The 12,371-nt window shown below is 71.2% G+C and carries 12 protein-coding genes and 1 riboswitch; of the genes, 2 read left to right on the top strand and 10 right to left on the bottom strand.

The window, feature by feature from the left end:
- Window positions 1-68: 68 nt before the first annotated feature.
- On the top strand, window positions 69-995 hold the full coding sequence (gene argF / locus Q0938_RS08745; protein WP_299361019.1) for an ornithine carbamoyltransferase: 927 nt from the start codon (window positions 69-71) through the stop codon (window positions 993-995).
- Window positions 996-1,073: 78 nt separating this feature from the next.
- On the opposite strand, the gene Q0938_RS08740 is transcribed toward argF, so the two are convergent.
- Genes Q0938_RS08740 through Q0938_RS08730 form a run of 3 tightly spaced genes read right to left on the bottom strand, consistent with a single transcriptional unit; the run spans window position 1,074 to window position 3,425 of the window.
- Window positions 1,074-2,180: a CaiB/BaiF CoA-transferase family protein gene (locus Q0938_RS08740; RefSeq protein ID WP_299361017.1), complete on the bottom strand. Its 1,107-nt coding sequence runs from the start codon at window positions 2,178-2,180 to the stop codon at window positions 1,074-1,076.
- A gap of 4 nt (window positions 2,181-2,184) precedes the next feature.
- Window positions 2,185-2,856, bottom strand: coding sequence for a DsbA family protein (locus tag Q0938_RS08735; protein WP_299361014.1), 672 nt, complete (start codon window positions 2,854-2,856; stop codon window positions 2,185-2,187).
- On the bottom strand, window positions 2,853-3,425 hold the full coding sequence (locus tag Q0938_RS08730; RefSeq protein ID WP_299361011.1) for a DUF721 domain-containing protein: 573 nt from the start codon (window positions 3,423-3,425) through the stop codon (window positions 2,853-2,855). Before Q0938_RS08730 ends, Q0938_RS08735 begins: the two co-directional genes overlap by 4 nt.
- Before the next feature lie 168 nt (window positions 3,426-3,593).
- Between Q0938_RS08730 and Q0938_RS08725 the strand changes: the two genes are divergently transcribed.
- Window positions 3,594-4,592, top strand: coding sequence for an A/G-specific adenine glycosylase (locus Q0938_RS08725; RefSeq protein ID WP_299361177.1), 999 nt, complete (start codon window positions 3,594-3,596; stop codon window positions 4,590-4,592).
- 10 nt (window positions 4,593-4,602) lie between these two features.
- Here the strand turns inward: Q0938_RS08725 and lpxK are convergent, their stop codons facing one another.
- From lpxK to Q0938_RS08690, 7 genes are all read right to left on the bottom strand, one after another.
- Window positions 4,603-5,589 (bottom strand): tetraacyldisaccharide 4'-kinase, encoded by a 987-nt coding sequence (lpxK, locus tag Q0938_RS08720; protein ID WP_299361008.1) that lies wholly within the window; start codon window positions 5,587-5,589, stop codon window positions 4,603-4,605.
- 151 nt (window positions 5,590-5,740) lie between these two features.
- Window positions 5,741-6,958 (bottom strand): glycosyltransferase N-terminal domain-containing protein, encoded by a 1,218-nt coding sequence (locus Q0938_RS08715; RefSeq protein ID WP_299361005.1) that lies wholly within the window; start codon window positions 6,956-6,958, stop codon window positions 5,741-5,743.
- A 6-nt stretch (window positions 6,959-6,964) separates the two neighbouring features.
- A complete protein-coding gene (locus tag Q0938_RS08710) occupies window positions 6,965-7,210 on the bottom strand; it encodes a DUF4170 domain-containing protein (RefSeq protein ID WP_299361002.1) in 246 nt (81 codons plus the stop codon).
- Window positions 7,211-7,451: 241 nt separating this feature from the next.
- A complete protein-coding gene (locus tag Q0938_RS08705; protein ID WP_299361000.1) occupies window positions 7,452-8,228 on the bottom strand; it encodes an ABC transporter ATP-binding protein in 777 nt (258 codons plus the stop codon).
- Window positions 8,225-9,223: an iron ABC transporter permease gene (locus Q0938_RS08700; RefSeq protein ID WP_299360997.1), complete on the bottom strand. Its 999-nt coding sequence runs from the start codon at window positions 9,221-9,223 to the stop codon at window positions 8,225-8,227. Before Q0938_RS08700 ends, Q0938_RS08705 begins: the two co-directional genes overlap by 4 nt.
- An 11-nt stretch (window positions 9,224-9,234) precedes the next feature.
- Window positions 9,235-10,110 (bottom strand): ABC transporter substrate-binding protein, encoded by an 876-nt coding sequence (locus Q0938_RS08695; RefSeq protein ID WP_299360995.1) that lies wholly within the window; start codon window positions 10,108-10,110, stop codon window positions 9,235-9,237.
- A gap of 1 nt (window position 10,111) precedes the next feature.
- Window positions 10,112-11,989 (bottom strand): TonB-dependent siderophore receptor, encoded by a 1,878-nt coding sequence (locus Q0938_RS08690; protein WP_299360993.1) that lies wholly within the window; start codon window positions 11,987-11,989, stop codon window positions 10,112-10,114.
- Between the two features lie 127 nt (window positions 11,990-12,116).
- Window positions 12,117-12,317, bottom strand: a riboswitch (cobalamin riboswitch).
- Window positions 12,318-12,371: the final 54 nt, after the last annotated feature.

The raw sequence follows: 12,371 nt of genomic DNA, 5'->3' as shown, positions 1-12,371 counted from the left end.
TGCCCCTTTCGGGCGGGTCCGGCCGCCGAACGGCATCGCTTCGGCCCTCAACAAGACTGACACCGATCATGAGCAGCTTTCTCGACATCCATACCACCTCCAAGAACGACCTGCGCGCGATCATCGATACCGCACGCCGGATGAAGGATGCCCGGAACGGCGCGCCCAAGGGCACACCGGATGCCGAACAGCCGCTGAAGAACCGGATGGTCGCGCTGATCTTCGAGAAGCCGTCCACCCGGACCCGCGTCAGCTTCGATCTTGGCGTGCGGCAGATGGGCGGCCAGACGATGGTGCTGTCGGGCGCCGAGATGCAGCTGGGCCATGGCGAGACCATCGCCGACACCGCCCGCGTGCTCAGCCGCTATGTCGACATGATCATGATCCGCACCTTCGAGGAGGCGACCCTGCAGGAAATGGCGGAGTATGCCGACGTGCCGGTGATCAACGGCCTGACCAACCGCACCCATCCCTGCCAGATCATGGCCGACGTGATGACGTTCGAGGAACATCGCGGCCCGATCGCCGGGCGCAAGGTCGTCTGGTCCGGCGACGGCAACAATGTCTGCGCCAGCCTGATCCACGCGGCGGGCCAGTTCGGCTTCGACTTCACCTTCACCGGCCCCAAGCCGCTGGACCCTGAACGGGAATGGATGGACTTCGCGCGCGCCCAGGGTGTGCAGGCGGTGATCGAACGGGACCCCTCCAAGGCCGTGCAGGGGGCCGATCTGGTCGTGACCGACACCTGGGTGTCCATGCACGATCCGCAGTCGGCGCGCGAACGCCGCCATAACCAGCTGCGCGGCTATCAGGTGAACACCGATCTGATGCGCCACGCGAAGCCCGACGCGCTGTTCATGCACTGCCTGCCGGCGCATCGCGACGACGAGGTCACGTCCGAGGTGATGGACGGCCCGCAGAGCGTCGTGTGGGACGAGGCCGAAAACCGGCTGCACGCGCAAAAGGCGGTGATGCGCTGGTGCCTGAACGCCTGACGCAGCGAGCGCATCGGACCGGACGACCCGCAGCGGCCTCCAGGCAGACTTTACGCCCAGCGGCCCACGGTTCGCCCGTCAGCCGGCGCCCAGCTTCGGTGAGGCCCGATCCAGCGCCAGTTCCGCGTCGGAAAACCGGATCGGGGTGCGCACACCGGGAACCCCCTCTGGCGTGATCTTCAGCCCCCGGGCGACCACCTGGGGATCGGCAAAGACGTCGGCCATGTCGTTGATCGGCCCCGCGGGCACCCCTGCCCGTTCCAGCGCCGCCAGCAGGTCGTCGCGGGTCCGGCCGCGCGTGACGGTGGTCAGCATCTCGGTCAGGGCGTCACGGTTGGCGATCCGGTCCGCGTTCGTGCGGTAATCCGGGGCATCTGCCAGCGCGGGCAGGCCCAGCACCTCGACCAGCCGTCGATACTGGCCGTCATTGCCCGCGGCGATGATGATCCAGCCGTCGGCGCAGTCGAACACCGCGTAGGGCACGATGTTCGGATGGGCATTGCCCAGCCGCTGCGGCGCGACGCCGGTGGCCAGATAGTTCATGGCCTGGTTCGCCATCACCGCCGTCGCCACGTCCAGCAGCGCCATGTCCACGTGCTGGCCCCGACCGGTGCTGTCCCGCTGGCGTAGCGCGGCGAGGATTCCCACCACCCCGTAGATGCCGGTGAACACGTCGACCACGGCCACCCCGACCTTCTGGGGCTGTGCCCCGGGCTCGCCGGTGACGCTCATCAAGCCCGACATGCCCTGGATGATGTAGTCATAGCCGGCGCGGGTGGCATACGGCCCGTCCTGTCCGAACCCGGTGATCGAACAGTACACCAGCCGCGGGTTCACCGCCTGCAGGCTGGGCGAGTCCAGGCCGTACTTGGCCAGCCCGCCCACCTTGAAGTTCTCGATCAGCACGTCGGCATCGGCGACGAGCTCGCGCACCGCCGCCTGCCCCTCGGGGGTCCGGAAATCCGCGATGACGGACCGCTTGCCGCGGTTCGCCGCATGGAAATAGGCCGCCGAGCGGTCGCCCTCGCGGTCGATGAAGGGCGGCCCCCACTGGCGGGTGTCGTCGCCCTCGGGCGCCTCGACCTTGACCACTTCGGCGCCCAGATCGGCCAGGATCTGACCGGCCCAGGGGCCGGCCAGGATCCGCGCCAGTTCAACGACCTTCAGTCCGTCGAGCGGCCGCATGGCGTCAGTTCTGCGCGGGTGCGGCCGTGTCGGCCTCTGCCAGCTTTTCGTCGATCTTGGCCTTCAACTGGTTCCAGGGCTGGTTCTGGACCTTCTCGCCGCCGATGACGAAGGTCGGGGTGCCTTCGATCTCGTCCGCGCCCGCGTTCTTCTGGAATGTCGCGACCAGCTGCTCGACCTTCTGCTGGTCCGCCCAGCAGGCGTCCATCTGGGCGTCGCTGAATCCGGCGCCGGCACCCAGCTTTCGCAGGTTGGCGGCCAGATCGTCGCCGCTTTTCGCGTCCAGCCATTTTTCCTGCTGGCTCAGCAGCAGGTCGGACACGGCATAGTACTTCTCGTCCCCGCCGCAATGCGCCAGCACCCCGGCCCACAGGCCGACCTGGTCGAAATAGACGTCGCGCTGGATGAACTTGACCTTGCCGGTGTCGATGTACTCGGCCTTCAGCTTCGGGAATCCCTCCTCGTGGAAGGCAGCACAGTGGCTGCAGGTAAAGCTGGCATATTCGACCACGGTCAGCGGTGCATCGGCCTGCCCCAGCACCACGTCGGGCAGCGTCTCGACCTGCCCGGCGGCCGCTGTCTCGCCCGCCGGGGCGGCGGTGGTCTGGGCCAGTGCGGGCAGGGCTGTCGCCGACAGGGCGATCGCGGATGCGAGTGCGCGAAGGATCGGGGTCATGTAGTGGCCTTTCGGTCGTTTGCGTCCCGTCGGGACAGGATGTTGATCGCCAGCTGCCGCATGGCACGGGACAGCGCAGGGTCGGAAAAGTCGCGCGCCAGCCTGTCCGCCTCGGCGATGCGCTCGGGGCTGGGCGCCGGGGCAGACGCTGCGTTCGGGCCCTGGCGGGGCGCGTCGAACACCGCCTGCCCCTCGGCAAAGCCCTGCGCGGCGGTCTGGGTAATGCTGATGCGCGACACGGCGTTGAACCCGTAGCACGCGTTAACCTTGTCGCGGATCAGCGGCAGCTGCATCTGGACCAGCGGCGCCAGCGGCCCGGTGGTCAGGATGGTCAGCGTGCCGCCAAAGCCCTTGCCGTGGGTGATGCGGACCGGGCGGGTGCAGCGGGCCAGCTCGTCGCCCACGATTTCCGACCAGTTGGTCAGCAGCCGGGTCACGGCAAAGCCCCGCCCCTCTGCCCCTTCGCGCACCCGCTGCGCCACCAGCAGCGCCGCCGGTTCGAACCCGCGCATCCGGCGGGGCGGGACGCCCCCGGGCGCAGACTTGCGTTTGCGGGAAGATCGGACCATGCGGAGGCGGGTTCCCGTGCTGGGTTGGCAGAAACAGCCGTCAGTCTGACCGCTCCGCCACCGGGATGCCAGTCCGCGCCGCAACGGAAAGGGTGAAGTTTGTGTGAGTCCGCCGATCATCCCGCTGCCGAGGCTGCGACCCTCGCGGGGAACGCCGCCCCGGGCCAGATCGCCGATCGGCTGCTGGACTGGTACGACCGCCACGGCCGTGCTCTGCCCTGGCGCGCGCCACCCGGCAGCCCGGCACCGGCACCCTACCGGGTGTGGCTGTCCGAAATCATGCTGCAGCAGACGACCGTGGCGGCGGTGCGCGACTACTTCCACCGCTTCACCGCCCGCTGGCCCGATGTCCATGCGCTGGCGGCCGCCGACGATGCCGAGGTGATGGCCGAATGGGCGGGGCTGGGATACTATGCCCGCGCCCGCAACCTGCTGGCGACCGCTCGGGCAGTGGCTGCGGCCGGGCCATTTCCCGACACCCGGGACGGGCTGCAGGCCCTGCCCGGCATCGGCCCCTACACGGCGGCGGCGATCGCGGCGATCGCCTTCGACCGGCCGGAAACGGTGGTCGACGGCAATGTCGAGCGGGTCGTGGCGCGGCTGTTTGCTGTGCAGACGCCCCTGCCCGCAGCCAAGAAGCCGCTGACCGTGCTGGCCGGCCGCCTGACCCCGGCGCAGCGCCCCGGCGATTTCGCGCAGGCGATGATGGATCTGGGCGCGACCATCTGCACGCCGCGCAGCCCCGCCTGCGGCATCTGCCCGCTGATGGACCTGTGTGCGGCCCGTGCGGCCGGCATCCAGGCCGACCTGCCCCGACGCAGCCCCAAGCGACCTCGCCCCACTCGGCACGGGACGGTCTGGGTCGCCCGCGACGATCGTCACGTCCTTGTCGATCACCGGCCCGCCCGGGGCCTGCTGGGCGGCACGCTGGGCTTTCCGACAACTGGGTGGGACGGCACCGATCTGCCCCCGCCGCTCGACGCGGCATGGCAGGAGGCGGGCGAGGTGCGCCACGTCCTGACGCATTTCGACCTGCGCCTGCAGGTCATGCTGGCCGCGCTACCGCCACGGGCTGCGGTGGTCCGGGGCAGCCTGATGCCGCGCCGCGACCTGAACCCGCAGAGCCTGCCCGGCCTGATGCGAAAGGTCTGGGCGCTGGCGCGTTGAGGGCGGCCTCTCACAGGCCGATGGCGTCCAGCCGGGCGTCCAGCGCCGACGGATCGTCGATCTGCAGACGGACCGGCAGGGTCAGCACCTTGCGGCGGAACGAGTCGGGCAGCCGCGCCGCATCCTTTTCGGTCGTGACCAGCTGCGCCCCCGCCAGCCGCGCCTCGGTCTCCAACCGGGTCAGGAGTTGCGGCGAAAACGCCTGGTGATCCGCAAGCGCTTCGGCCCGGATGATCTGCGCGCCTTGCGCCGCCAACGTGGCAAAGAATTTCTCCGGATGACCGATCCCCGCAAAGGCCAGAACCGGTGTCCCGGTCCAGTCCATGCCGGTCTGCAAGGGCTCGAGCCGCGCGGTCAGGCGCGGCACTGGCAGGTCCGGCCAGCGCGCGACAAAACGGCGCTGCGCCTCGGCGGGTCCGATGGCCAGGATCAGGTCGGCGCGGGCCAGTCCCTGGGCGACGGGTTCGCGCAGCGGCCCGGCCGGCAGGCACAGACCGTTGCCCCACCCTCGGACCGCATCGACAACCACGATCGCCAGGTCATGGGCCAGCGCAGGATCCTGAAACCCGTCGTCCAGCAGGATGGCGCCCGCGCCCGCCTCGACCGCCTGCCGCGCGGTCGCCACCCTGTCCCGCCCCACCCAGACGGGGCCGAACTCGGCCATCAGCCGCGGCTCGTCGCCGACCCGCGCGGCACCGTGAAGCTGCGGCACCACGCGCAGCGGCCCGCGTTCGGTCCCGCCATGGCCGCGGCTGACGACATGGGCCGGCACCCCGCGGTCCGCCAGTCGCTGCAGAAGCGCGATCACGGTGGGGGTCTTGCCCGTGCCGCCGGCGTTCAGATTGCCCACGCAGATTACCGGCACACCCACCCGCTGCCGCCGCCCCCGCCGCAGTCGGCGCGCAGTGCCCCGTGCATAGAGCGCCCCCAGAGGCGACAGGGCCCGGGTGATCGGACCGGGCCGATCATACCAGAAATCCGGGGCCCGCCCGCTCATCGCCAGCCCGGCGCGAGGCGCAGCGGCGACGCCGAATGGCGGCGGCCGGCGAGGGCGCGGGCTGCGGGCAATACGAGGAGGGGGCATAGGCCCCGCGCCGGCCGCGCGGCGGGGCCGATGCCCGGCTTCGCCTTGTCCCGTGCTCGGCGCATCAGGCGGTCGTCCCTTCGATGTCCGACAGGATGACCCCGGCCACATGGCTGGCCACCGCGGCACCGCTGGTCGCCACCTCCCATGCGGCCAGGGCCAGACGGGCGGTCTGATCGGGGGCGGTCAGATCGGACGCCGCAGCGGCCAGCCCGTCCGCGTCCTGCACGATCCGCGCGGCGCGGGCGGAGTCCAGCTGCTGCCACTCGGCCGGATAGGCGTCGGTGCAGGGGCCGCGGATGATCGCCGAGCCCAGCGCCGCCGGTTCGAACGGGTGGCGCATCGCCAGCCGTGGCCGCCCGGCCCCTGTCGCCGGCGGCAGCGTCCCGCCGAGAAAGCTGACCGACGCCAGTCGGTACCACAGCCCCAGCTCGGCCCCGTCCTCTGCCAGCAGCACCTGGATCTCGGTCGTGGGTTCCTGGTCCATGGCCCGACGGGCGACGGTCAGTCCGGCCTGTTCGGCGATTAGGGCGAGTTCTGGCTCGGCCGCCGGATCGGCTGGCGCCGCGATCAGCAGCGCCCCGTGCTTGTAGGTCAGGACGGCCAGATGCGCCTCGAACACCGCCTGCGCCTCGTCCAGCGGCAGGGCGGCGGCAAGCCAGACCTGACGGTTGTGCAGCTGCGCCTGCAGGGCGGCCTGTTCCCGGGGATTGCAGCGCAGGACCGAACGGGTCGGGACCAGCGGACCGATGACCTCGATGCGCGCCGGCGCGATCCCCAGCCGCAACGCCTCGGCCCAGGTGACCCGGTCCGGGACCAGCAGGCGCGACACGCGGCCCAAGGCGGTGCGGGAGGTCGGGCTGCGCCACCACGACCGCTGCGCCGGCTGGATAGGCTGGGTCTGGATCAGCGTGACGGGCAACCCTGCCTCGTCGGCGGCAAGCAGCAGCGCGCGGGGCAGATCGGTGTCGAACAGCACCATCGCGGCCGGGTTGCACTGCGCGATCAGGTGGCGGGCGGCGCCCAGATCCGTCGGAACCTGCAGCTGCATCTGCACCAGATCATGCAGATCATCAGCGCCGCGCGGACCAAGCGTGGCCAGCCGGGCATCCTTGCGTCGGGCCAGAACCGCGCCCGCGACCAGCCCGGCGGCGCCGCCCCCGCCATGCAGCAGGATCAGCGGTCCGGTGCCGGGGGGCGCGACCGTCGCCAGTTCGCCCTCGGCCGCCGGAACGGGACGCAGCCGCCGCCATAACCCAAGCTCCGGCAGGCCAGATCCCATGGCCGGTCAGGCGCCCAGCTCACCCGTCGGGCTCGTCTCGCTGCTCTCGTCGTGCAGCCGGTGCAGATGCGCGATGAAATAGCGGGTCTGCGCGCTGTCCACGGTGCGCTGCGCTTCGGCCGCCCACGCGGCGTGGGCGCTGCGATAATCGGGAAAGACGCCGACCACGTGGATTGCCGACGGGTCGGCGAACTCATGCCGTTGCGAGTCGACCAGTTCGCCCCCGAACACCAGATGCAGCCGCTGCGTCATCGAAGCCTCCATCCCGATCTCGCAACGAGGCATAGCCGAAGCGACCCGATCGCCCAAGCAGATTCACGGCCGATGCACGGTGGGCGGTCAGAGCACCGTCATCCGAGGTGCCGGACCGTCGTCCGCTGCGGTGCTGCCCGACAAGGAGGCCGTGCCGCCATCCGGAGTTCAAGCTCGCCGGGCAGCGGCGGCCAGGCCGCAGGTAGCCGCTTTAAGCCGGTCCTGCGCCATTATCCGCCGGTCACCCGCCCGTTCCGGACCCGTGCAGCGGCGCTGGGACGAACACCGGCCCGTCTGCCGACGGCAGCAAGCCGCCAGCGATCCCGAAACTCGCGTTCAGCCGCTCGGGCGTCAGCACCTGGCCGGGGGGTCCGTCGGCCGTCAGCCGGCCCCGGTCCAGCAGGATCAGGCGATCACAGTAGCGCGCCGCCAGCGACAGGTCGTGCAGCGACACGACGACCGTCCGCCCCTCGCGCGCCAGATCGGCAAAGACCTGCATCACCCCGAACTGGTGGGCCGGGTCCAGTCCGGCGATCGGCTCGTCGGCCAGGATCACCGGGGTGTCCTGGGCCAGCAGCCGCGCGATCAGCACCCGGGCAAGCTCGCCCCCCGACAGTTCGGTGGCGATGCGGCCACCCAGATCACCCAGCTCCAGCCGTTCCATCGCCGCGGCGACCGCGCGATCATCGGCGCGCCGGTCGGGATGCGGGCGCCGGCCCAGCCGGACCAGCATCTCGACCCGAACGGGCCACGCGACATCCCGGCCCTGCGGCAGGAATGCGGCGGCCCGGGCCCGCGCCCCCGCAGGAAGCCGCGCGAGATTGCTGGTACCATGGGCCGGGATCAGGCCCATGGCCGCGCGCAGCAGCGTCGTCTTGCCGGCGCCGTTCGGCCCGATCAGGGCCACGAAGCGGCCCGCGGGCACCGACAGCGACACGTCCCGCAGCACTGTCGCCTCACCCCGCCGCACGGTCAGGCCGGACAGCACCAGGCCCGAGGGGCTCGCCGCGGGTCTCACGCGCCCCGCCGGACCCGGTGGATCAGGTGCAGAAAAACCGGCGCCCCGACCAGGGCGGTCATGACCCCCAGCTTCAGGTCGCGTTCGGGAAGGATCACGCGGACCGCGATGTCGGCGGCCAGCACCAGCGCTGCCCCGCCGATCGCCGCCGCCGGCAGCAGCCGCGAGGGGACCCCGCCGACGGCGCGGCGCAACAGATGCGGCACCACCAGCCCCACGAACCCGATCGCCCCCGCCACGGACGTCGCCGCCCCGACCGAGGCCGCCACCCCAAGGATGACGCGCAGCCGCAAGCCCGGCAGGTCGACGCCCAGCGACGCGGCCGCATCCTCGCCCAGGGTCAGCGCGTCCAGATCCCCGGCCGACAGCATCAGGACGGTCCAGCCCAGCAGCATCAGCGGCAGCGCGGTCCAGACATCGGGCCAGCTGCGATCGGCGAGCGATCCCATCATCCAGAACACGATCTCGCTTGCCGCGAACGGGTTCGGCGCCAGGTTCAGCACCAGCGAGGTCAGCGCCCCGCCAAGCGATGACACCGCGATGCCGGCCAGGATCAGCGCGAAATTGTCGCCCCGGCCATAGCCGCCGCGCCCGGCCAGCAGCAGGACCAGCGTCGCGCCGGCCGCCGCACCCGCAAGCCCCGCAAGCGGCAGCATCAGCGCAAATGTCGCGGCGGCGCCAGTCTGGATGGCCAGCACCGCACCCAGTGCCGCCGACGAGCTGACGCCGATCAGCCCGGGTTCCGCCAGCGGGTTTCGCAGCAGACCCTGCACCGCGGCCCCGGACAGCCCCAGACTGGCCCCCACCAGAACGGCCAGCAGCGCGCGGGGCAACCGGATCTCGCGCATGATCAGGGGCAGCGGCCCCTCGCCGCCCGCGATCAGCGCACGCAGGCTGTCGCCAATGCCCAGGGCGGCCGGACCCGTCAGCACCGACGCCATGAACAGCAGCGCGCAGGCAATGCTCAGAGCCGGCAGCAAGGCCCCGGGTGTCATGGCCCCGCGTGTCACGGTCCGGCGATCCGCAGGTCGCGCAGCCGGGCGACGACGTCCAGAACCTGCGGCAGGCCGCAGACCCAGTCGCGGCCGGGCACCTCGACCCGCGTTGCGCGGGCGTGGGCCAGGGCCGGATGGCGCACCACGTCATCCGCCCGGGCCGACCCCCGCGCCGGCGGGTCGGTGACCAGGAGGTCGGGATCGGCCAGCAGCAGCGTCTCCAGCGGCAGGCTGCCGCCGAACTGCAGCCCGAGCTTGCGGGCCAGCAGGTCGAACCCGGCCGCCTGCAGGACATCGGCCGACAGGGTTGCGGTGCCGGTGACATAGCCGTTCGCCTGCCATGTGGCGGCGAGTGGCGCGGCCGGATCGACCGGCATCCGCAGGATGCCCAGCGCCTCGTCGAACCGCCGGGCCAGCACGGCCGCGCGGTCCTGCTGGCCCAGCGCGACGCCCATCGCGACGATGGACTCGCGCACCTCGGCCAGGGACGTCGCCGGCGCCTGCACCATCACCGGAACGTCCAGCCGGCGCAGCATCGCCAGCGTCGCCGGGCTGGTAAAGCTGCTCGCCAGCACCAGGTCGGGGCGCAGCAGGTAAACCTCTTCCGCACGGCTGTGGTTGACCGGAAACGCCGCAGCCTCGTCGGCCATCAGCGAGCTGCCGGGATCGCGCGCCAGCGCCGAGACCGAGATCAACTGACCGGGCGACGCCAGCGTCATCGCCAGCTGGTCGGTGCACAGGTTGATCGACACGACCCGGCGCGGGGCCGCGGCAGACTGTGGCAGATCTGCGCGCGTCGGCGCGGCAGGGACCGCTGCGAGGAGAACGGATGCGAGCGCGGCGGCATACCGCAGCAGGACCGCGCGCCCCCGCCCAGCGGTCAGCATCCTACCACCTTGTCTGCAGGCCGACCCAGGCGGTCCGTCCCTCGCCAGCATAGCCCCAGACATCGACGTGATCGTCGTCGAGCAGGTTGGTGATCCGTGCGGTGGCGCGGACGGTGTCGGTCAGGTCATAGCTGCCCGCCACGCCGACCACCGTGTAGTCCGGCAATTCTGCAACGGCATAGTTGCCGAAATACTGCGCGTCGAAATTGCCGCGCACGTGCTTCAGATCGGCCGCCAGCACCCCGCGCCCCTCGGCCACCCGCAGCCGGGCGTTCAGCGCCAGTTCGTGCCGCGGCCGGCGCAGCTCCACGCTGCCATCGGCATTGCTGGCATCCAGATAGGTATACGCACCGGCGACGGTCAGATCGTCCGACAGGTCATAGCGGGCTGCGATCTCGACCCCCTCGCGACGGCTGGTGCCCGCGTCGTTGGAGAAGTTCGTGCCGTCCGCCAGCACCACCCCCGAAAAGGCGATCTCGTCTTCGAGACGCTCGTTGAAATAGGTGACGTCGATCAGCCCGCGCCCCGCGGCAAAGCCAGCCTCGACGCCGATGTCGAAGCTGCGGTTCTGTTCGGGGCGCAGGTCGGGATTGCCGACCAGACCATAGCCACCCAGCAGTTCGAAATAGTCGGGATTGACGCTGCCGGTCCCGGCCGACGCGTGCAGGCGGTACGGGCTGCCGGGCGGTTGCCACGAGATCGCGGCCGCATAGGTGGTGGTGGATGCAAAGACCGAGTTGTCGTCGTGACGCAGCCCCAGCTGCAGGTCGATGCCGCTGGGCAGGGCGGCACGATATTCCAGCGCGACCGAATTGTTGCGCCGGCGGTTGTCGGGCGACAGGCTGTTCTCGTCCCGGCGGTGGTCCAGCGCGAGGCTCAGCGTCCGGTCCGCATCCTCTGCCGGCCCGTCCAGCCCGATTGTCGCGCGGTATTTCAGGGCGCGGGTGCGGGCCTCGATGGCCGGATCGTCGTCCTGTGCCAGGTCCAGCCGGGTTTCCTGGTAGGCCAGGCGGTGCAGCACCCGCCCGTCCATCGCGTCGTATTCCAGGAACGTCTCCGCCGCGCGTTCGTCCCGTTCGCCTTCCCCCGGGCCGTCGACGAGATACTCGTCCGCGGTCGCGGCGTTGAAGGAGGTCAGGTCGTAGTCATAGCGTTCCTCGGCCAGGCGCAGGAGGAACCCGGCGCGCAGACCGTCGGTCAGCCGCGCGTCCCCCGCCAGCGACAGCCCGTGGCGGCGGATGCCATCCTCCTCGCCGCCGTCGCCGGACACGTCATAGCCGCGATCATCGCGGCCGGAATAGGACAGCGACAGCCCCCCGCGCGGCCCGTCGATGCCCGTCGACAGCCAGCCCGCGACGCCGTTGCCGATCTCGACCCCGGCCCGGCCTCCGCCCTCGCGGGTGGTGATGATGTTGACGACCCCGGCGGCCGCATCGGCCCCGTAGAACACCGATTGCGGGCCGCGCAGAACCTCGATGCGGTCGACCGTGGCCGTGTCGATCCCGCTCAGCGCATATTGCCCGTCACCGGCCGACGCCTCGATCCCGTCGATCAGGATCAGCGTGTGGTTCGCCTCGGCCCCGCGGATCCGGACCAGCGTGTTGCTGGTCCCCGACGAACTGACCGACAGGCCGGGAACGCCCCGCAGCGCGTCCTGGACCGTCAGGATGCCGCGTTCGCGCAGATCCTCGCCGTGCAGGGTGGTGGTGGCGCGGCCATAGGCGGCCGCCGGAATCGGTGCGAACCCGCCCGAGATCACCAGTGGATCCAGCACCACCGGCTCCTGCGCGGCGCCGGGGCCGGCCCCGACGGGCAGCACGATGGTGACGGTCAGCGCCAGCAGGCGCCGTGTGGCAGGGGCTTGATGCGATTGATCCATGATCCCCGTGTCCCTTCGAACAAGGCAGGGGCGAAGCCCTGCCGGTTTGATCTGGTCCGGGGCAATCGGCCCGCAGACAGTGAAATCACCGCTGCGGCACGCCGCTTCCTTGGCGCGCCCCGCACCAGGGAAAGGGTGGTGTCCAAGCAGGTCTCCTGGCTGGCGGATCAGCGCGGCGCCGGCCTTCCCGGGGCATGTTGCCCCAGTGGCATGTCGGCGCCGCTCACCGCTTACAGTTGCGGGGGCAGCCGCGGATCGGGCCGATGGCCCTTGCGCGTTCCCTTTTCATCCGGCGGCAGATGCCGGAACTTGGATGCGGGCACTTAGCCGTTCCGGACCCGGCCTGTCAATGGGCATGGCGGGCAGCTGCGGGACCGGCCGA

The organism is uncultured Paracoccus sp., from assembly GCF_947496875.1.
Taxonomy (GTDB): domain Bacteria; phylum Pseudomonadota; class Alphaproteobacteria; order Rhodobacterales; family Rhodobacteraceae; genus Paracoccus.
This window is presented reverse-complemented; position numbering and strand designations above follow the sequence as displayed.